This is a genomic window from Plasticicumulans lactativorans (assembly GCF_004341245.1).
Classification (GTDB): Bacteria; Pseudomonadota; Gammaproteobacteria; order Competibacterales; family Competibacteraceae; genus Plasticicumulans_A; species Plasticicumulans_A lactativorans.
Genome location: NZ_SLWY01000005.1, coordinates 196,441 through 216,007, shown reverse-complemented (window position 1 = coordinate 216,007; position 19,567 = coordinate 196,441). Strand labels below are relative to the sequence as shown.

15 protein-coding genes are annotated in these 19,567 nt (G+C 73.3%); 6 read left to right on the top strand and 9 right to left on the bottom strand.

The window, feature by feature from the left end; all coding sequences use genetic code 11:
• Positions 1-22: 22 nt before the first annotated feature.
• The 6 genes from EV699_RS05685 to mrcB form a co-directional block, all read right to left on the bottom strand.
• Complete coding sequence (locus tag EV699_RS05685; RefSeq protein ID WP_132539849.1) at positions 23-454, bottom strand: acyl-CoA thioesterase; 432 nt, start codon at positions 452-454, stop codon at positions 23-25.
• A 20-nt stretch (positions 455-474) separates the two neighbouring features.
• Positions 475-945 carry an Rsd/AlgQ family anti-sigma factor gene (locus EV699_RS05680; RefSeq protein WP_132539847.1) on the bottom strand — a complete coding sequence of 157 codons (471 nt, stop codon included), beginning with the start codon at positions 943-945 and terminating at the stop codon, positions 475-477.
• Positions 946-1,057: 112 nt separating this feature from the next.
• Complete coding sequence (gene tsaB, locus EV699_RS05675; RefSeq protein WP_132539845.1) at positions 1,058-1,753, bottom strand: tRNA (adenosine(37)-N6)-threonylcarbamoyltransferase complex dimerization subunit type 1 TsaB; 696 nt, start codon at positions 1,751-1,753, stop codon at positions 1,058-1,060.
• 45 nt (positions 1,754-1,798) lie between these two features.
• Complete coding sequence (gene yoaA / locus EV699_RS05670) at positions 1,799-3,730, bottom strand: DNA repair helicase YoaA (RefSeq protein WP_132539843.1); 1,932 nt, start codon at positions 3,728-3,730, stop codon at positions 1,799-1,801.
• Positions 3,731-3,770: 40 nt separating this feature from the next.
• A complete protein-coding gene (locus tag EV699_RS05665; RefSeq protein ID WP_132539841.1) occupies positions 3,771-4,520 on the bottom strand; it encodes a tetratricopeptide repeat protein in 750 nt (249 codons plus the stop codon).
• Positions 4,517-6,925, bottom strand: coding sequence for a penicillin-binding protein 1B (gene mrcB, locus EV699_RS05660; protein ID WP_243662570.1), 2,409 nt, complete (start codon positions 6,923-6,925; stop codon positions 4,517-4,519). The genes EV699_RS05665 and mrcB overlap by 4 nt, the downstream gene beginning before the upstream one ends.
• Positions 6,926-7,036: 111 nt before the next feature.
• On the opposite strand from mrcB, the gene EV699_RS05655 reads away from it, so the two are divergent.
• The 4 genes from EV699_RS05655 to EV699_RS05640 all read left to right on the top strand — a co-directional run bounded on the left by EV699_RS05655 (position 7,037) and on the right by EV699_RS05640 (position 14,863).
• Entirely contained in the window at positions 7,037-8,620 is a 1,584-nt protein-coding gene (locus EV699_RS05655) for a bifunctional aminoglycoside phosphotransferase/ATP-binding protein (protein WP_165904049.1), read from the top strand.
• Positions 8,610-10,382 (top strand): autotransporter assembly complex protein TamA, encoded by a 1,773-nt coding sequence (locus tag EV699_RS05650; protein ID WP_165904048.1) that lies wholly within the window; start codon positions 8,610-8,612, stop codon positions 10,380-10,382. Before EV699_RS05655 ends, EV699_RS05650 begins: the two co-directional genes overlap by 11 nt.
• Entirely contained in the window at positions 10,379-14,317 is a 3,939-nt protein-coding gene (locus tag EV699_RS05645; RefSeq protein WP_132539835.1) for a translocation/assembly module TamB domain-containing protein, read from the top strand. Before EV699_RS05650 ends, EV699_RS05645 begins: the two co-directional genes overlap by 4 nt.
• Positions 14,318-14,380: 63 nt before the next feature.
• Positions 14,381-14,863, top strand: a complete 483-nt coding sequence (locus EV699_RS05640) for a YajQ family cyclic di-GMP-binding protein (protein ID WP_132539833.1) — start codon at positions 14,381-14,383, stop codon at positions 14,861-14,863.
• A 19-nt stretch (positions 14,864-14,882) separates the two neighbouring features.
• Here the strand turns inward: EV699_RS05640 and EV699_RS05635 are convergent, their stop codons facing one another.
• The 3 genes from EV699_RS05635 to EV699_RS05625 are packed head-to-tail and all read right to left on the bottom strand — an operon-like array spanning position 14,883 to position 16,719.
• Positions 14,883-15,794, bottom strand: coding sequence for an HprK-related kinase A (locus EV699_RS05635; RefSeq protein ID WP_132539831.1), 912 nt, complete (start codon positions 15,792-15,794; stop codon positions 14,883-14,885).
• Positions 15,791-16,087 (bottom strand): HPr-rel-A system PqqD family peptide chaperone, encoded by a 297-nt coding sequence (locus EV699_RS19875; RefSeq protein ID WP_279389401.1) that lies wholly within the window; start codon positions 16,085-16,087, stop codon positions 15,791-15,793. The genes EV699_RS05635 and EV699_RS19875 overlap by 4 nt, the downstream gene beginning before the upstream one ends.
• Before the next feature lie 5 nt (positions 16,088-16,092).
• The gene (locus EV699_RS05625) at positions 16,093-16,719 is read right to left on the bottom strand and encodes a hypothetical protein (RefSeq protein ID WP_132539827.1); all 627 of its coding nucleotides are present in this window, start codon (positions 16,717-16,719) and stop codon (positions 16,093-16,095) included.
• A gap of 226 nt (positions 16,720-16,945) precedes the next feature.
• Here EV699_RS05625 and EV699_RS05620 point away from each other — a divergent pair, with 226 nt between their 5' ends.
• Both EV699_RS05620 and EV699_RS05615 read left to right on the top strand, forming a co-directional pair.
• Positions 16,946-18,010: a nucleotidyltransferase domain-containing protein gene (locus EV699_RS05620; protein WP_132539825.1), complete on the top strand. Its 1,065-nt coding sequence runs from the start codon at positions 16,946-16,948 to the stop codon at positions 18,008-18,010.
• Positions 18,011-18,133: 123 nt separating this feature from the next.
• Complete coding sequence (locus EV699_RS05615) at positions 18,134-19,534, top strand: DegQ family serine endoprotease (protein ID WP_132539823.1); 1,401 nt, start codon at positions 18,134-18,136, stop codon at positions 19,532-19,534.
• The last annotated feature ends 33 nt before the right edge of the window (positions 19,535-19,567 follow it).

Here is a 19,567-nt window from a genome sequence, read left to right as displayed (position 1 = left end):
ACGGGAGCGGCACGCGGCCGCTTCAGGCGCAGACGGCGAACAGCGCCGGGAACGCGTCGGGCACCGGACGCACGCGCCGCGCGGCGTAGTCGAAGAACACGATGCCGGTCTTGGCGCGCGCGACCTCGCGCCCGTCGTCGCGCGCGCTGACGCGGTAGACGAAATCGCAGCCGTGCCTGCCGAGGTCGGTGGTCGCGACCTCGAACACCAGGGTTTCGCCGAGAAAGGCTTCGGAGCGGTAGACCACCACGGCGTCGGCCATGATCAGCGCGGCGCCGCAGCAGTCCAGCTCGCTCTGGCCGTGCGCGGCGAGGTAGCGCACGCGCGCCTCGTGGACCATGCCGAGCAGCGCATGGTTGCCGAGGTGGTTGCCGTAGTTGATGTCGACCACCCGCACCTGCAGCTCGGTGCGGAACGGGAACTGCGCGGGCAGATCGAGGCGGACGCGGGCCATGGCGGTGCGCGCGGCGGCGCCTAGTGTCCGCTGCAGCCGCGGATCGCGGCGATCAGGCGGTCTTCCAGCGCGATGCGCGCTTCGAGCTGGGCGCCGAGGCCGGCGAGGTCGGTCGGCAGCGCGGCGAGGTCGGGTTCGACCTCGCCGCCGTAGCGCTCGTCGAAGTCCACCGCCGCCTGGGTGATCTCGGACAGGGTGTCCTCCAGCCGGCCGGCGAGTTCGAGCACGTCGGCGCAGCGCGGCGCGGTGCGCGCGCTGTCGTTCAGGCACTGGTAGACCTCGAAATGCCCGAGCGCGAGGTAGTCGATCAGCACCTGACGGAAGCCCTGCAGGCGCCGGCGCAGTTCGGCGGCATCCCCCGTGTCGCAGCGTCCGGCGAGCTCGCGCAGATGCGCGAGCACGTCGGCACGCTCGTCGAGCAGCTTGGTGACCAGTTCGGGCAGTGCCTTGCCATTAAGGCTGTCGGGAATCGCGGTACTTGTCGTTGTCATATCGGCTTCCTCGATCTGTCGCGCGTGCGGGACGCGTCGGCGGCGGGCAGGGTGCCGCGGCGCCAGGGCGCGGCCATGCTAGCAGCAGCGCGAACGCGCCGGCCAGCCGCCGTCAGCGCGCGGCGGCGGCACGCGCGGCGAGCGTCTGCGCCACCTCGTCGCGCAGGTACACCGGTTGCGCGTGCTCGGCGGCGACGCCTTCGCCGCGCGCCAGCCGCAGCCCGCCGAGGACGGCGACGTCGAGCGCGTGCGGCTGGGCATCGCGCAGTTGCGCGCGCACCGGGCAGACGGCGTGCAGCGCCTCAGTGCAGGCATCCCAGCCGCTGCCGATGCCGACCCAGTCGTCCCCCGCCGGCACCGGCACCGCCGCCGGCGGGCACACGCGCTCGTCACCCACGGCGACCACGTCGCCGGCAGCCGTCGCGCGGTAGGCGCCCCAGTAGACCTCGCCCATGCGCGCGTCGAGCGCCGCGGCGACGTTTTGCGCGCCGTGCACGCGCCACGCCTGGCGTGCCAGCGCCGCCAGCGTCGACACCGGCACCACCGGCAGATCGGCGGCGAAGGCCAGGCCCTGCGCCACCGCCGCAGCGATGCGCACGCCGACGAAGGCACCCGGTCCGCGCCCGAAGGCGATGCCGTCGAGTTCGCCGAGGCGCAGGCCGGCCTCGGCGAGCACCGCCTCGATCATCGGCAGGAGCAGCGCGGTGTGGCCGCGCGGCGCGACGGCGTAGCGGTGCACGCTGGCGCCGTCGCAGCAGACGGCGGCCGAACAGGCATCGGTGGCGGTATCGAAGGCGAGCAGCTTCACGCGGGTCTCCGCAACGGAAGGTGCCGGGGGACGCGAGCGGCCGCCTCAGGCATCGGCGGCCCCGGCGTCGACCCAGGCGAAGAAGCGCTGCACGCGCTCGATCTGGCGGGTGCGCGTCATCGGCGGCAGGCTGTCGAGGAACAGCCGGCCGTACGGTTTGGTGAGCAGGCGCGGGTCGGCGAGCACCAGCACGCCGCGGTCGGAGACGTCGCGGATCAGCCGCCCGACGCCCTGCTTCAGCGTGATCACCGCGTGCGGCAGCTGGTACTCGATGAAGGGGTTGCCGCCGGCACGCTTCATCGCCTCGATGCGCGCCGCCAGCACCGGGTCGCCCGGCGAGGCGAACGGCAGCTTGTCGATGATCACGCACGACAGCGCCTCGCCGCGCACGTCCACGCCCTCCCAGAAGCTCGCGGTGCCGAGCAGCACGGCATCGCCCAGCTCGCGGAAGCGCGCCAGCAGCGCGGCCTTGGGCAGGCTGCCCTGGATCAGCAGCGGCCACGGCACGCGCCCGGCGAGCCGCTCGGCCGCCTCGTTGAGCGCGCGGAAGCTGGTGAAGAGCAGGAAGGCGCGGCCGCGGCTCGCCGCCAGCACCGGCACGATCGCCTCGACCAGCGCCTGCGTGTAGCGCGGCGAGGCCGGATCGGGCAGGTCCGGCGGGTGGTACAGCAGCGCGTTGCGGGCGAAGTCGAAGGGGCTGTCGAGGCGCAGCGTGGCCGCCTCGGCGGGCAGGCCGAGGCGGTGGGCGAAATGCGTGAAGCCGTCGGCCACCGCGAGCGTCGCCGAGGTGAAGATCCAGGCGCTGTGGTAGCGCTCCATGCGCCCGCGGAACAGCGGGGCGATCTCGAGCGGCGTCTGCGCGATCGTGAAGCTGCGGACGTGGGTCTCGAACCAGTGCACGACCTCGCCGGCGGCCGGCTGGGTGAGCTGCTCGACGCGCGCGGCGAGCGTGCCGGCCCGTTCCAGGCAGTTCTCGAGTCCCTTGCCGCGCGGTGCGGCCAGCCGCAGCGCCTCGGTCAGCGCGGCGAGCGCCGCCTGCAGCGCGGCGATGCCGTCCACCAGCGCAGGCAAGGCGGCCACCTCGTTCCACGGCGCGCGCCGCAGTTCGGTGCCGAACGCGAGCCGCAGGTCGGCGACCGCCTTGTCGAGGCCCCCGGCGCGCTCGCCGAGTTCGCGGAACTCGGGCGCGTCGCGCAACTGCTCGACGCCGGCGTCGCGTGCCAGCTCGACGAGTTGGCGGCTCGACAGGCTGACGCCGAAGAACTGCCCGGCGACCTCGGGCAGCTGGTGCGCCTCGTCGAGCACGAAGGCGTCGGCCCCCGGCAGCAGCTCGGCGAAGCCCTCCTCCTTGATCGCCATGTCGGCGAAGAACAGGTGGTGGTTGATCACCAGCAGGTCGGCTTCCTGCGCCTCGCGCCGCGCCTGCACCACGAAGCAGTCCTGGTAGACCGGGCACTCGGCCCCCAGGCAGTTGTCGGCGGTGGAGGTCACCTGCGGCCAGAGCGGCGAATCCTCGGCGACGTCGGCCAGCTCGGCGATGTCGCCGCTGCGGGTGCGTGCCGCCCAGGCCTGCACCCGGGTGTACTCGTGCGCCTGGGCGCGCGAGCGCAAGCGCCCGGCACCGGAGAAGCCCTCCAGGCGCTGCCGGCACAGGTAGTTGGCGCGCCCCTTCAGCAGCGCTACCTTGACGCCGCGGCCGAGCGCCGCACGCACCACCGGCAGGTCCTTGTGGAAGAGCTGGTCCTGCAGGTTGCGCGTGCCGGTGGAGACGATGACCTTGAGCCCGCTCAGCAGCGCCGGCACCAGGTAGGCGAAGGTCTTGCCGGTGCCGGTGCCGGCCTCGGCGATCAGCACGCCGCCGGATTCGAGCGCGGCGGCGACGGCGCGCGCCATCGTCACCTGCGCCGCGCGCGGCGCGAAGCCGGGCAGCGACCGCGCGAGCGGGCCGTCGGCGCCGAACGCCGCGTCGATGTCCATGGTCGGGGGAACGGCCGGCGCGCACGCGCGCCGGCCCGCCTCAGCGGCCGCGCTCGGCCAGCGCGGCCTGGGCGTCGGCGGCGTCGGCGCCGCTCGCGTTGCCGCCGGCACGCCGCACCGCGCCGATCAGCTTCCAGTTGCGCGCCTTCAGCGCGTTGTCGGCGCCGGCGAGGCCGATGGACTTCTGCGCGAGCGCCTCGGACTGGCCGTACTGGCCCTGGTGCGCGCGCACCTGCGCGAGGTCGTAGAGGATGCTCGGGTTGCGCGGCTCGATGCGCTGCGCGCGTTCGAGCGCCGCTGCGGCCTTGTCGAGATCGCCGCTCTGCACGAAGCCGGCGGCGCTGTCGAGCAGCGCGACCACCGCGGGATTGCCCTGGCGGTTGATCTCGGCCGGCGGCGGCGCCGGCGCGCGTGCGGCCGGCTCCGCCGCAGCGGCGGCCGGGGCCGGGGCGGGCGCGGGGGCCGGCGGCGCCGGGCGCGCGGCGACCACCGAGTTCGGCGGCGTCGGCAGCGGCGTCGTCGGGGCCGGCAGGTCGGCCGACGACTCCATCGCCGGCGCCGGCTCGAGCGCGCCGACGTTCGGCACCAGCGGCTCGGGGCGGGCCAGCGGCTGGACCTCGACCGCCGATGCCGGCGGCGGATTCGGCGTCGCCCTGGCGGTACGCGGTGCGCCGCGGATGCTGCGGTCCTCGACCGGAGCACCGAACGGCGACGGCGCGCTGGCGCAGCCGGTGAGCACGACGAGCAGCAGGGCCAGGCCCAGGGCTGGGCGCGGGGCGTGGGAAATCATTGCATCAACCTCTTGAAGAAATCGCCAATCGAATCGTTGCCGCCGCCGCCGGACGGCGGCGCGGACGGGTCGGCCGGCGCGCCGCCGGCCCCCGGATCGCTGTTGTCATCATACCCCGGTGCGGACTCGTAGCCGGCGTGGCAGGGCGCGACGGTGCTCGGCGCCGAGCCGGCGATGAACGGCAGGCTCAGCGCGCGCGGGCAGTGCTCGTCGGCGAGCAGGCCGCTGTCGCGGTCGATGCGCGCGGTCTGCACGCCGGCCGGCGGCGCGGCGTCGACGGGCTGCAGCGGGAGCTGCTTCATCAGCTCCACCCACACGCGCAGGGCACCGGTGGTGCCCGACAGCCCGGTCGGCTGGTTGTCGTCGCGCCCGACCCAGACCACGCCCATGTAGTTGCCGCTGAAGCCGGCGAACCAGGAGTCGCGCAGGTCGTCGGTGGTGCCGGTCTTGCCGGCGAGGTTGAGCTTGCGATCGAGCTTGGCGGTGGCCGCAGCCGCGGTGCCTTCGCGCACCACGGTCTGCAACGCCTGGGTGATCAGGTACGCCGGCCCCGGCGAGACGACCTGCTCGATCTTCAGCGGATAGCGGGCGAGCGGGCGGCCGTCCTGCGTGGTGACCTCGCGGATCGCGCGCAGCGGCGCGCGGTAGCCGCCGCTCGACAGCGTCTGGTAGACCTGCGCGATCTCGATCGGCGCAATGTCGGTGGCGCCGAGCACCAGCGACGGGAAGGGCTTGAGTTCCTGGCGCACACCGAGGCGCTTCAGCGTGTCGACGACCTTGTCCATGCCGACCATCTGGCCGAGGCGCGCGGTCGGGATGTTGTAGGACTTGGCGAGCGCGTCGCGCAGCAGCACGCGCCCGTGGTAGCGCTTGTCGTAGTTGTGCGGCGACCAGTCGCTGCCGGCCAGGTGCCAGGTGAACGGCGAGTCGTCGAGCGCGGTGGCGAGGGTGAAGCGCGACGGGTCTTCCAGCGCGGTCAGGTACACCGCGGGCTTCAGCAGCGAGCCGGCCGGCCGGCGCGCGTCGAGCACGCGGTTGAAGCCGGCGAAGTGCACGTCGCGCCCGCCGACCATCGCCAGCACCTCGCCGGTGTCGGGCACCGCCAGCACCGCCGCGCCCTGCAGCAGGTCGGGCTTGAGCCGCACGCTCTTTTCGAGCACCGGCAGCATGTTGATGATGGTCTGCTCGGCCACGCCCTGCAGCTGCGGGTCGAGGGTGGTGAAGATCTTCAGCCCGGCCGAGGTCAGGTCCTCCTCGCGGTAGCTCTCGCGCAGCTGCCGCTGCACCAGGTCGAGGAAGGTCGGGTACTGCGTCACGCCGCTGGACGGGCGCTCGACCACGCCGAGCGGCGCCTGCTTCGCCGCGGCCGCCTGCTCCGGCGTGATGCTGCCGAGTTCGGCCATCGCGTCGAGCACCAGCGCGCGGCGGTCGCGGGCGCGCTCGGGATGCCGGCGCGGGTCGTAGTACGACGGCCCCTTGACCAGGCCCACCAGCAGCGCCACCTGCGGCAGGTCCAGCTCGCTCAGGGTGCGGCCGAAGAAGTAGCGCGCCGCCAGGCCGAAGCCGTGGATGGCGCGCGCGCCGTCCTGGGCCAGGTAGATCTCGTTGGCGTAGGCTTCGAGGATCTCGTCCTTGCTGTAGTGCCAGTCGATCAGCACCGCCATCAGCATCTCGTTGAGCTTGCGCGTCATCGTGCGCTCGTTGCTGAGGAAGAAGTTCTTCACCAGCTGCTGGGTCAGCGTGCTCGCCCCCTGCACGGTGCGTCCGGCACGCAGGTTGACGATGGCGGCACGCACGATGCCCTTGGGATCGATGCCGAAGTGTTCGAAGTACGAGCGGTCCTCGATGGCGACCAGGGCATCGACGAGGGCCTTCGGCAGTTCGTCGCGACGCACCAGCACGCGGTCCTCGCGGTGCGAGGGGTAGATGCCGGCGATCTCGGGCGGCTCCAGGCGCACGAGCCCCGGTGCGGGCTGGCCGTCGAGCGCGGCGATCTCCGCGACCGTGCCGGCCTTGAACGCCACCCGCAGCCGGCGCACCGGCTCGACACCGTCCCAGAATGCGAAGCTGCGGGTGCTGAGCTCGAAGGTCTCGCCCTTGCGGGTGTAGCTGCCGGGGCCGAGGTCCTGGCCTTCGACGCGGTAGTTCAGCAGCCCGAGCTCGCGCGCGAACTGCTCGGCGCCGAGCGGCATGCCGGCGAACACCTCGAGCGGGCGCGCGTACACGCGCGCCGGCAGGGCCCAGCGCTTGCCCTCGAACTGCGTGCGGATGATGCCGTCGAGGTGGCGGGCATAGGAGAACAGCGCCACGCTGCCGACGGCGAGCGCCCCCAGCAACAGCAGCATGATCAGACCGAACAGGCCACCGAACACACTGGGGCGGCGGCGGGGGAGGACTTTCTTCATCGACGATCCGGCTGGAGGGCCGCACGGCGGCGGCAGGGGTGCATGCTTGGTTTGGGCTCGGCGGCTGGCCTATCCTGTCGCTCCCTTCCAGCCAGCTCACGTCGGGACGCGATGTCGCAGGAACCGCAGGATCGCTTCACCACGCTCATCGACGCACTCGCCGACCCGGTGCGCTTTCCAGGGCCGCCCGCGCAGGTCAGCCGCATCGAGACGCACATCTCGGTGGTGCTGCTCGCCGGCGACGACGCCTACAAGATCAAGAAGCCCCTGAACCTGGGCTTCCTGGACTTCTCCGACCTGGTGCGACGGCGCGACTTCTGTGCCGCGGAAGTACGGCTCAACCGCCGCCTTGCGCCTTCACTCTATTTGGATTCTATCGCGATCACCGGCTCGGCGGAAAACCCCGTGCTCGGCGGCGATCCGGCGGAAGCGATCGAGTTCGCGGTGCACATGCGCCGCTTCCCGCAGGAGGCGCTGCTCGACCGCTGCCTCGCCGACGGCCGCCTGCGTGCCGAGCACCTCGACGCCCTCGCCGAGCGCCTCGCCGCCTTCCACAGCGACACCGCCGCGCCGCTGCCCGCCGCCAGCCATTTCGGCACGCCCGCGACGGTCGCCGCGCCGGCCTTCGACAATTTCCGCCACACCCGCGAGCTGCTCGCCGAGCCGGCCGATCTCGCCCGGCTGGAGCGCCTCGAGGCCTGGACCCGCAGCGCCCACGCCGCCGCCGCGGCGGCGATCGCGCGGCGCAAGGCCGAGGGCCGCGTGCGCGAGTGCCACGGCGACCTGCACCTCGGCAACATGATCCTCACCGAGGGCGGCGTCGAGGTGTTCGACTGCATCGAGTTCAACGACGAGTTCCGCTGCATCGACACCGCGAGCGACCTCGCCTTCCTGGTGATGGACCTGGTGCAGCGCGGCGCCGAGGGCTGGGCCTGGCGCCTGCTCAACACCTACCTCGAACACGGCGGCGACTTCGGCGCGCTGGAGGTGCTGCCGTTCTACCTCGTCTACCGCGCGATGGTGCGCGCCAAGGTGGCGGCGATCCGCCTGCACCAGCCGGGGCTCGACGCGCCGGCGCAGGCCGCGCTGCTCGCCGAGTGCCGCAGCTACCTGGCGCTCGCCGAGCGCTTCACGCAGCCGCGCGTGCCGTTCCTGTTGCTCACCCACGGGGTTTCGGGCTCCGGCAAGTCCACCGCCACGCAGGCGGTGCTGGAAGCCTTCGGGGCGATCCGGCTGCGCTCGGACGTCGAGCGCAAGCGCCTGTTCGGGCTCGCCCCGCGCGCGAACAGCGCCGCGGCGGTCGCCGGCGGCATTTACACGCCCGCGGCCAACGCCCGCACCTACGCGCGCCTGCTCGAACTCGCCGGCACGGTGCTGGCGCTGGGCTGGCCGGTGCTGGTCGACGCGACCTTCCCGGAAGCCGCGCACCGCGCGCCGTTCCGGGCGCTGGCCGCGGCGCGCGGGGTGCCCTGCGTGCTGCTCGCCTGCCATGCCGAACCCGACCAACTGCGCGCGCGGGTCGCGGCGCGCGTGGCCGCCGGCAACGACGCCGCCGAGGCCGACCTCGCCGTGCTGGAGCGCCAGCTCGCCGCCTACACGCCGCCGCCGGCCGACGAACACCCGCTCGACGCGCGCGGCCTCGACACCCCTTCCCTGCTCGCCGCGCTCGCCCGCAGGCTGGCCGATGGCGGGTGAGCGGCGCCGCCGGCCGACGCTCGCGCTGCTGTTCGCCCTGCTCGGCATGCCGGCGTTCGCGGCCGACGGCGACGCCGCGGCTGCCGACGGCGAGCGTCCGCTGCACCTGCGGGTCGAGGGGCTGGACGACGAGCGCCTGCGCGGCAACGTCCAGACCCTGCTCGACGCCAACAACCCCGCCGACGGCGGCAAGGTCAGCGACACCCGCGCGCAGTGGCTGCACGCGCGCAACCTCGGCGTCATCCGCAGCGCGCTCGAACCCTTCGGCTACTACAGCCCGCGCATCGACGCCGAGCTCGCGTCCGCCGCCGAGGGCTTCGTCGCGACCTATCGCATCAGCCCCGGCGAGCCGGTGCGCCTGCGTGCCGTCGACGTGCGCGTCGACGGCGCGGCGCACGACGACCCGGCCTTCGCGCAACTGCTGGCGAAGAACCCGCTGCGCCCCGGCGAGGTGCTCGAACACCCGCGCTACGAGCAGTTCAAGTCGGCGCTGCAGGGCCTCGCCACCGAGCGCGGCTACTTCGAGGCGCGCTTCGAGGTGAGCGAGGTGCGCGTCGACGCCGGCGCGCACACCGCCGACGTCGAACTGCACCTCAGCAGCGGCAAGCGCTACCGCTTCGGCGCCGTGAGCTTCCAGCAGGGCTTCCTGAGCCCGCAGCTGCTCGCACGCTACAACCGCATCCAGCCCGGCAGCCCCTACGACGCCACGGCGCTGATCGACCTGCAGAGCGCGCTCGCCGACGCCGACTACTTCCAGGAGATCGAGCTGCAGGCCGGCCCGGAGCGCGCCGAGGGCGACACCATCCCGGTCGACGTCAGGCTCACGCCGCGGGCGCGCGAGCGCTACGACTTCGGCCTCGGCTACGGCACCGACACCGGGCCGCGTGCGCGCATCGCCTACGCCGATCGCTGGATCAACGCCGAGGGCCACCGCCTCAACGTCGACCTGCGCCTGGCGCCGGTGAAGTCGACGCTGACCGGCGAGTACCTGATCCCCGGCGAGGACCCGCGCACCGACCAGTACGCGATCCGCACCGGCTTCGAGCGCGAGGACTCCAGCACGCTGTTCAGCGAGGTCGGCCTGTTCGGGGTCGGCGCGCGCCACCAGGACGGCCTCTGGCAGCGCGTGCTGTCGCTCGACTACCAGTTCGAGCGCTACCGCGAGGACGAGGAGCTGCGCAACTCCAAGCTGCTGATCCCCGGCGTCACCTGGTCGCGGATCGAGGCCGACGACCGCATGAACGTCAGCCAGGGCACGCGCCTAGACCTGCGCCTGCGCGGCGCCGCCGAGCCGCTGCTGTCCGACCTCTCGTTCGTGCAGGCGAGCGTCAGCGCGAAGTGGGTGTGGCGCCTCACCGCGGACAGCCGCCTGCTCACCCGCGGCGACCTCGGCACCACCTGGTCGTCGAACGACCCGGCGCTGCCGCCGTCGATCCGCTTCGCCGCGGGCGGGGACAACAGCGTGCGCGGCTACGACTACAAGTCGATCGGCCCGCGCGACTCCGACGACAAGGTGCTGGGCGGCAAGCGCCTGATCGTCGGCAGCCTCGAGTACGAGCACCGCGTCGACGGCCCGTGGAGCGTGGCCGCCTTCGTCGACGTCGGCGACGCCTTCGACGAGTCCCCCGAGTTCAAGGTCGGCGCCGGGCTCGGGGTGCGCTGGTCCTCGCCGATCGGCCCGATCCGCCTCGACCTCGCCCACGGTTTCGACGAGCCCGGCGACGCCTTCCGCATCCACTTCACGCTGGGGCCGGACCTGTGAGGCGGCGCCACTGGCTGTGGCTCGCACCGCTCGCCGCGCTCGCCGGCGTCGCGGCCGCCGGCGGCTGGCTGCTCGGCAGCGAGCGCGGCCTCGCGGTGGTGCTCGCCGCCGCGCAGCGCTTCGTGCCCGGCGAGCTGCAGGTCGAGCACGCGAGCGGTCGCGTGCTCGGTGGCTTCACGCTCGCCGGGCTGCGCTACCACGCCGGCGAACTGCGCGTCGAGCTGCGCGAGTTCGCACTCGACTGGTCGCCGCGGGCGCTGTTCGAGCCGCGCCTGCACATCGAACGCCTGCGCGTCGCCGGCCTCGACCTCGCCCTGCCGGCGGCGCCGGCGGCCACCGCCGAGCCCTCCCCGGCGGCGCCCCAGGGGCTGCCGGAGCTGCGCCTGCCGCTCGCGCTCGCCCTCGATGCCGTCGAGGTCGACGAAGTACGCGTGCAGAGCGGTACGGCGGCGCCCTTCGTCCTCGACCGGGCGCGGCTGCGCGCACGCCTCGACCACGACGGCCTCGCGCTGGAAGCGCTCGAGCTCGCCCTGCCCGGGCTCAGCGCCTCGGCGGCGGGCAGCGTGCAGCCCGCCGGCGCCTGGCCGGCGCAGCTCGAGCTGCACTGGCGCCTCGCCACGACGCCGCTCGGCGGTGCGCTCGAGGGCAGCGGCCGGATCACCGGCGACGCGCAGCGCCTGACGCTCAGCCACCGCACCGAAGGCGCCGCACGCACGCAGGTCGAGGCCGAGGTCGGCGACCTGCTCGGCGGCCTCACCTGGCGCGCCCGCGTCGAGGTCGAGCCCGTGGAGCTCGGCGCGCTCGTCCCCGAACTCGCCGGCAAGCCGCTGGTCGCCGCGGCGCAGGCCGACGGCGACCGCACGCGGGCGCACATCGAGCGCCTCGACCTCGGCCTGGACGGCACGCCGAGCCGGCTGCGGGTGCGCGGCGATGCCGTGCTGAGCGACCCCGCCCCCCGCCTCGATCTCACCGGCGAGTGGGAGAACCTGCTGTGGCCGCTGGAGGCGCCGACGGTGCACAGCCCGCAGGGGCGCTTCGCCTTCGTCGGCTCGCCGGCCGACTACCGCGCGACGGTCGACGCCGGGCTCGCCGCCGACGCCCTCGGCAAGGTCACCGCGGCGGTGGTCGCGCAGGGCGGCGCGCAGGCGATCCACCTCGAACGCCTCGCGCTCACCTCGGCGGACGGCCGCCTCGCGCTCACCGCCCACGGCGACTACGCCTTCGCCGAACAGCGCTTCAGTGCCGCCGGCGCGTGGCAGAACCTGGTCTGGCCGCTGCTCGGCGCAGCCCAGGTGGAAAGCCGCGACGGCCGCTTCAAGGCCGCGGGCACGCCGGCGGACTACCGCTTCAGCCTCGCCGCGCAACTGCGCGGGCCGAACATCCCCGCCGGCAGCTGGCAACTCGCCGGCAGCGGCAGCAGCGAGGCGGTCGAACTCGCCGAGCTGCAGGGCGACACCCTCGACGGCCACCTCAGCGGGCATGCCGGCGTGCGCTGGGCGCCGCAGCTCGAATGGCGCGCCGCCCTCGACGGCAAGGCGCTCAACCCCGGTGCCTTCGCCGCGCAATGGCCGGGGCGCATCGGCTTCGCGCTGGCCACCGACGGACGCCTGCGCGCGGACGGCGGCCTCCAGGCCACCGCCACCCTCGACGCGCTCCAGGGCACGCTGAACGGCCAGCCGCTCGACGGAGCGCTGCGCGTGATGCTCGACGGCGAGCGCGTGGAGCTGCCGCGCCTCGCCCTGGCCCTCGGCGGCGCGCGCCTCGACGCCGCCGGCACGCTCGACCGCGACTGGGACCTCGGCTTCAAGCTGCGCGTGCCCGACTTCGGCAAGGCCGTGCCCGGCGCGCGCGGCACGCTCAACGGCGAGGGGCGCCTCGCCGGGCCGCGCCGGCAGCCGCGCGTGACGCTCGACCTCGGCGGCCGCGATCTCGCGCTGCAGGGCAACGGCATCGGACGGATCGACCTCAAGGCCGCGCTCGACGCGCTCGGCCAGAGCCGTTCCGAGCTCACGCTGGCCGCCACCGCGATGAACCTCGGCGGCCAGCGCTTCGAGCGCCTCGACCTGCGCGCCGATGGCACCCCGGCGCAGCACCAGGCCACGCTGAAGCTCACCGGCGCCCCGCTGCGCCTGGCGCTGGCGCTGGCCGGCGGCCTGCGCGAGGACACCTGGGAAGGCCGCCTGCAGACGCTCGACGCCCTCGCCACGCCGATCGGCGACTGGCGGCTGCAGCAGCCGGTCGCGCTCGCCGCCGGCGCCGCGCGCGCGCGACTCGGCGCGCTCTGCCTCGCCAGCGCACCGACGCGCCTGTGCGTCGAGGGCGACTGGAGCACCCGCGACGGCGGCGCGGCCAGGCTCAAGCTCGAACGCCTCGCCCCGGCGCGCTTCGCGCGCTGGCTGCCGGCGGGGCTCACACTCGACACCGAACTCGCCGCCGACGCCGAAGCGAGCCTCGGCGCCGCCGGCGGCATGCCGACCGCGCACCTGAACGCGCGCCTCAGGCCCGGCACGCTGCGCTACACCGGCGGCGCCGAGGCGCTGAGCTTCCCGCTGAGCGGCGAGCTCAAGGCCGACAGCAACGCCAGCGAGGTCAAGGCCGCGATCAGGCTCGGCCTCGGCAGCGACGGGCTCGATGCCGACCTGCGCCTGGGTGACCCGAGCACTGCCCGGCGCCTCGACGGCCGCATCCGCGCGACCTTCTCGCAGCTCGTCGCGCTGCGCGCCTTCGTGCCGGCGCTGGCCAACCCGCGCGGGCGTCTCGGCGCCGACCTGACGCTCGCCGGCAGCGTGACCAAACCGCAGTTCCGCGGCCAGGTGCGCGTCACCGAGGGCGGCTTCGAGGCCCCGGCGATCGGCCTCAAGGTCACCGACCTGCAGCTCGCGGCCGCCGGCACCCCGCAGGGCGGGCTGCAGTTCAGCGGCGGCGCGCGTGCCGGCAAGGGCGAGCTCACGCTCGGCGGCGCCTGGCAGCCGGAAGCGCAGCGCTTCCAGCTCGACCTGCGCGGCAGCGACTTCCAGGTCGCCGACGCCGACACCCTGAAGGCGGCGATCAGCCCGAACCTGACGGTGCGCCTCGAACAGCGCCAGCTGCGCATCGAAGGCGAGGTGGCGATCCCGCGCGCGCGCATCACCCCGCCCGACACCAGTTCGGCGGTGACCCCGTCGGACGACGTCAAGCGCGTCGACCTCCCCGCACCCGAGGAAACCACGCCGCTCAACCTCCTCACCAAGGTGCGGGTGAGCCTCGGCGACGACGTGCGCGTCGAAGCCGCGGGCTTCAAGGCGCAGCTCGAAGGCAGCCTGCTGGTGGAGCAGGTGCCGCCGCTCGCGCCGCGCGGCAACGGCATCATCGGCATCAAGGCCGGTGAGTACCGCATCTACGGCCAGGACCTCAGCATCGAGCGCGGGCAGTTGCTGTTCTCGGGCGGCCCGCTCGACAACCCCGGCCTGGACATCCGCGCGCTGCGCACCGTGGATACCGTCAAGGCCGGCGCGCGCATCACCGGGTCGGCGCGCAAGCCGGTGATGAAGCTCTTCTCCGAACCGTCGATGCCCGACGCCAGCGTGCTGAGCTACCTGGTGTTCGGCCGCGCCCCCGATGCCACCTCGGGTTCGGAGGGCGCGCTGCTCGGCCGTGCCGCGGCTGCGCTCGCCACCGGCGGCGGCAACACCCTCGGCAAGAAGATCGGCGACGCGGTCGGCCTCGACCAGTTCGGGCTCGAGTCCTCGGGCAACGGCGGCGCGCGCGACACCGCGCTGATGCTCGGCAAGTACCTCACGCCCGAGCTCTACGTGAGCTACGGCGTGGGCCTGTTCGAGCCGGTGGGGAGCTTCATGGTGCGCTACCAGCTCACCAAGCGGCTGCGCGTGGAAGCCCGCGCGAGCGGCGCCGCCACCGGCGGCGACCTGCTCTACTCATTCGAGCGCGCGCGCTGAGCCGGCGCGGCCGCGTCGCTATACTGCGCGGCCTTCGTCATCCACCACCCGGGAACGCCCACGATGCCCTCCTTCGACGTCGTCTCCGAAATCAACGAGCACGAGCTGACCAACGCGCTCGACCAGGCCAACCGCGACATCGGCGCGCGCTACGACTTCAAGGGCGTCGACGCCCGCATCGAGCGGGCCGATCGGGTGCTCACGCTGCATGCGCAGAGCGAGTTCCAGATCGAGCAGATGAGCGACGTCCTCTACCAGCGCCTGGCCAAGCGCGGCATCGACGTGCAGTGCCTGGAGGTCGGCAAGGTCGAGATCGCGAACCTCAAGGCGTCGCAGAAGATCACCGTGCGGCAGGGGATCGACGCCGAGCTGGCGAAGAAGATCGTGCGCCTGATCAAGGACGCCAAGCTCAAGGTGCAGGCGCAGATCCAGGGCGAGCAGGTGCGGGTGAGCGGCAAGAAGCGCGACGACCTGCAGGCGACGATCGCCGCGCTGCGCGAGGCGACGTTCGAGCTGCCGCTGCAGTTCACCAACTTCCGCGACTGAGCGCCGCGGCGGCGCCGGCTCAGGCGGCGGCCAGGGCGTCGAGCGTCGCCACCGCGGCGTCGAGATCGCCGTACTCGAACAGGTAGCTCCGCGTCGTGTCCATCAGCCGCGCCACCGACTCGAAGCCGCGCAGGCCGGTGCGCTCGTAGTTGAACGAATTGCCGGACAGCTTCAGGAAGGAGCGCTCGCGCGCCAGCGGCACGAGCCTGGGCGGCTTGCCCGCCTGGAAGTTGGGGTAGACGACCCAGGCCGGGCGCGCCGGCTCGTCCATGCGCGCCACGCTGTCGGCGCTGGGGCGCACGTGGGCGACGTCGCCCTTGCGCGTCTTCGGGAACACCGGCCCGATCACGGCCTGCGGCGCAAACCGGCGCATCACCCCGATCGAGACGTTCTTCAGCGGGATCAGGCGCGGGAAGGGGTCCAGCAGCCCGTCGTCGGGGCGCAGCAGGCCGAACTCGTCGGACAGCAGGCGCCAGCCGCGGAACATCAGCGCCGCCGCCAGCGTGCTCTTGCCCGAACCCGGCCACGCGGGCAGCAGCAGCGCCCGCCCCGCGCGCTCGAGCACGGCCGCGTGCAGCAGCAGGTAGCCGTCCATGCGCGTGGCCACGCACCAGTTGCTGCCCCACTCGAGGAACGGCAGCGCGGTGTCGGCCGGAAAGGGCTCGAACGGCGCCTCGCCGTCGGTGCGGAACTGCACCTGCGGGCGCAGCCAGCGGCGCAGCCCGGGCGGGTGGTCGACGCGGATGTGGAAGTCGGCGAAGGCCCCGGCGGCGGGCGCCATCGGGTACAGCCCGTAGAGCGTGTGCAGCTGGCTGGCGAGCGCCGCGAGCCGGGAGCGCAGGCGAAAGCGGAACGGCCCGCAGCCGACGTCGAAGCGCCCCGCCCGCAGCCCCGCCGCCCACTCACCGGGCGGGACATCCGCGACGATCATGCGCTGACCGGCTCGGCGAGGCCGAGTTCGTCGAAACGCGCGAGCAGCAGGTGCAACTCGCCGGCCGACAACTCGTCGGGCCCCAGATCGAGTTCGTGACGCACGGCGGCAGCCAGTTCGGCTTCGTCACGCGAACCGGCCGCGAGGGTTTCGAGGCACACGGCGCCGATCACGTTGAGCGCGTGCGTCAGTCCCGACGCGGCGTCGAACAGCACGTAGCCTTCGTCCCAGTGCCGCCAGTGAAGGATGCACGTCGGGTTGATGCGCCAACACCCGCGCGCCGACGTGGCCACCACGCTCAGGGCTTGGACTTGTTGAGGATGGAGGTCATGCAGGACGCACCGGCCGGCAGGTCGACGTTGTTGGGGCCCAGAGCCTGCACCGCGCCGTTGTTGTCGATCCAGCCGATCGCGTAGTAGCCGTTACCCAGGGGGGTGAGCGTGTAGTAGTCGTTCGGATTGACCGTGGACGGCGGATACACCTGGGTCAGCGACGATTCGTCGATCGTCGTCCCGGCACCCGGTACGACCAGCCCATCGACCGCTTTCCGCCAGCGACTCGCCAAGCCATCGAAGTAGACGTTGAAGGCTGGCTGTGGCTGCCCGTTCAGGATCCGCTGCACCGTGTAGACACTGCTCACCTGGCCGCGCGCCCAGTTGATGCCGCTGCCGTCGGCGCCGCTGGAACTCGTTGTGAGAGGCGACGCGCTCGCGGGCTCGGCGCTCGTCGTGCCCTGCTCGGTGCTGCCGGTGCGTTTGGCGAGACAGGTCAGGCTCTGCGCCGCGAGCACGGCGCCGCTGCGCAGCGTCATGATCGCCGGCAGCCCCACGGCCGCGCCCTTCAGCAGACGCCGTCGCGCGCGCAGACCGGCGGCGACGCCGGTCGGCTCCTCGTGTGCGGGTTTCTGATCGAACGGATCAGTCATTACTGCGTTCTCCGAAGTCTGGATTCGAACGCGCGGCGCTCGCCATCGCGGCCGCGCTCGGCATGGGCGCCGACGTCATCTGCATCATACTGCAAGCAATTTTCGCTCCCAACCGCAGCAATTGCCTGAGTTGGCTAACGATTGTGGCAAATCTCCCCTTCCCTCCGGAGTCCCTGCAAGGCCTGCTGTAAAATTCGCGGACGTCCATCCGGGAGTCCCCTGTGCCGTGCCCGCCCCCCGTCTCCTGATCCGCCTCCTGGCCGATCCGCACGTCGCGCCTGCGCTGACGCCCGCGGAATGGGACCGGGTGATTCCGTACGCGTTCCGTCGCGGCCTGCTCGGCCGCATCGACCACGCGGTGTGCAGTGCCGGGGTGTTCGCCGCGCTGCCGCCGACCATCGCCCGCCACCTCGTCGCCGGGCGGGTGCAGGCCCAGGATCGCGCACGCATGCTGCGCTGGGAAGCCGACCGCGTGCGGCGTGCGCTCGCGGGGCTCGGCATCCCGCTGGTGCTGCTGAAAGGCGCGGCCTATGAACTCGCCGAGCTGCCGCCGGCGCACGGCCGGCTGGCCTCCGACCTCGACCTGCTGGTGCCCCGCGCGGCGCTGGCGAGCGTGGAGCGCCACCTGCTGCAGCACGGCTGGCAGCACGTCAAGCTCGACGACTACGACCAGCGCTACTACCGCGAGTGGATGCACGAACTGCCGCCGCTGCACCACCCGCTGCGGGGTACCTCGATCGACGTGCACCACACCATCCTGCCGCTCACCGGCCGCCGCCGGCCCGATGCGACGGCGCTGCTGAACGCGGCACGTCCCCTGCCGGGCACGGTGTTCTCGGTGCTCGCGCCCGCCGACATGGTGCTGCACAGCGCCGCGCACGCCTTCCAGGACGGCGACCTCGGCAACGTGCTGCGCGACCTGGTGGACCTCGATGCCCTGCTGACGCACTTCATCGCCACCGAGGCCGGCTTCACCGATGCGCTGGTGGCGCGCGCGCGCGCCCTCGACCTGGCCCGGCCGGCCTGGTATGCGCTGCACACCTGCCGCCGCCTGCTCGACAGCCCCATCCCGCCGCACGCGCTCGCCGCGCTGGCGGACACCCCCTCCGCCCCGCTGCGCTGGACGATGGATCGCCTGCTCGATGCCGTCACCTTCGAGACCCCGTGGCACCCCCTCGCCGGCCAGTTGCTCTACGGGCGCTCGCACTGGCTGCGCATGCCGCCGGCGATGCTCGCCGCTCATCTCGGCCGCAAGGCCTGGCGACGCCTGCAGGCGATCCGCGCCGGCTGACGCCGAACCTCGCGCCGCAGCCGCGGTCGATGGGCTGCACGCAGGCGCAACGTCACCCATCGTCCATGCGCCTGCGGCATCATGCGCCACCACCCCCTGCCCGCTTCGGAGGAGCCCACCCCCATGAACGCTCTCGCCCGCTGGGCGGCTGCCACCGGCTTGGCCGGCGTGGCGCTGCTGGCGACCGCGGCCACCGCCGCCGATCTGCCCGACTTCACCGAACTGGTCGAGCGCTACGCCCCTGCCGTGGTCAGCGTCAACGCCGGCAACCGGCAGCCGGCCGCCGGCAAAGGCGCGCCGCGCGCCGAAACGCCCAACCCCTTCGAGGGCACGCCCTTCGAGGAACCGTTCCGCCGCTTCTTCGAGCAGATGCCGGAGCGCGCCCCGCGCGAAATGCCGAACGCGATCGGCTCGGGGTTCATCGTCTCGGCCGACGGCTACATCCTGACCAACGCCCATGTCGTCGAGGGCGCCGACACGGTCACCGTGGGCTTCAGCGACCGCCGCGAACTCGCCGCCGAGGTGGTCGGCAAGGATGCGCGCAGCGATCTCGCCCTGCTCAAGGTCAAGGCCGACAACCTGCCGACGGTCAGGATCGGCGACTCGGATCGCGTGAAGGTGGGGCAGTGGGTGGTGGCGATCGGCTCGCCCTTCGGCTTCGAGGCGAGCGCCTCGCTCGGCATCGTCAGCGCGCTCGGGCGCAGCCTGCCGAGCGAAAGCTACGTGCCCTTCATCCAGACCGATGCGGCGGTGAACCCCGGCAACTCGGGTGGCCCGCTGTTCAATCGCGACGGCGAGGTGATCGGCATCAATTCGCAGATCTACAGCCGCTCGGGTGGCTACCAGGGGCTCGCCTTCGCGATCCCGATCAACGTCGCGATGAAGGTGGTCGAGCAGTTGAAGGCCTCGGGCAAGGTCTCGCGCGGCTGGCTCGGCGTGCTGATCCAGGAGGTGACCCCCGACCTCGCCCGCTCGTTCGGGCTCGACCGTCCGCGCGGGGCGCTGGTCGGCCAGGTGCTGCCCGACGGCCCGGCGGCCAAGGCGGGCCTCAAGGCCGGCGACATCGTGCTCGAGTGCGAGGGGCGAGTGGTGCTGCGCTCGGGCGACCTGCCGCCGCTGGTCGGCAGCCTGAGCCCGGGCCGGCCGGCCGCGCTGAAGGTGTTCCGCGAGGGCAAGGAGATCGTGGTCAACGTGACGATCGAGGAGCTGCCCGACGACGTCGCCCGCGCCGACAAGCCCGGCGGGTTCGCCCGCCAGGGGCTCGGCCTGGTGGTCGGTGAACTCGCTGCCGAACAGTTCGCGAAGGGCGAAACCGGCGTGGTGGTGCGCGAACTGTCGCCGGGGCCGGCGACGCGGGCCGGGGTGCGCCCGGGCGACGTCATCACGCGGATCAACAACGAGGCGGTGACCGGGGTGGCCCAGTTCGAGGAGCTGGTACGCAAGCTGCCGAAGGGCAAGCCGGTGCCGATCCTGGTGAAGCGCGGCGACGCGGCGCTGTTCCTCGCCCTGACGCTGGAGCCGTGAGCACCGGCCGGGCGCATGGACGCGCCCGATCGA

Bases quoted from the DNA above. Each gene is read 5' to 3' on its own strand.
- EV699_RS05685 (WP_132539849.1), bottom strand. From the start codon at position 454: ATGGCCCGCGTCCGCCTCGATCTGCCCGCGCAGTTCCCGTTCCGCACC.
- EV699_RS05680 (WP_132539847.1), bottom strand. From the start codon at position 945: ATGACAACGACAAGTACCGCGATTCCCGACAGCCTTAATGGCAAGGCA.
- yoaA (WP_132539843.1), bottom strand. From the start codon at position 3,730: ATGGACATCGACGCGGCGTTCGGCGCCGACGGCCCGCTCGCGCGGTCG.
- EV699_RS05665 (WP_132539841.1), bottom strand. From the start codon at position 4,520: ATGATTTCCCACGCCCCGCGCCCAGCCCTGGGCCTGGCCCTGCTGCTC.
- mrcB (WP_243662570.1), bottom strand. From the start codon at position 6,925: ATGAAGAAAGTCCTCCCCCGCCGCCGCCCCAGTGTGTTCGGTGGCCTG.
- EV699_RS05655 (WP_165904049.1), top strand. From the start codon at position 7,037: ATGTCGCAGGAACCGCAGGATCGCTTCACCACGCTCATCGACGCACTC.
- EV699_RS05650 (WP_165904048.1), top strand. From the start codon at position 8,610: ATGGCGGGTGAGCGGCGCCGCCGGCCGACGCTCGCGCTGCTGTTCGCC.
- EV699_RS05640 (WP_132539833.1), top strand. From the start codon at position 14,381: ATGCCCTCCTTCGACGTCGTCTCCGAAATCAACGAGCACGAGCTGACC.
- EV699_RS05635 (WP_132539831.1), bottom strand. From the start codon at position 15,794: ATGATCGTCGCGGATGTCCCGCCCGGTGAGTGGGCGGCGGGGCTGCGG.
- EV699_RS05625 (WP_132539827.1), bottom strand. From the start codon at position 16,719: ATGACTGATCCGTTCGATCAGAAACCCGCACACGAGGAGCCGACCGGC.
- EV699_RS05615 (WP_132539823.1), top strand. From the start codon at position 18,134: ATGAACGCTCTCGCCCGCTGGGCGGCTGCCACCGGCTTGGCCGGCGTG.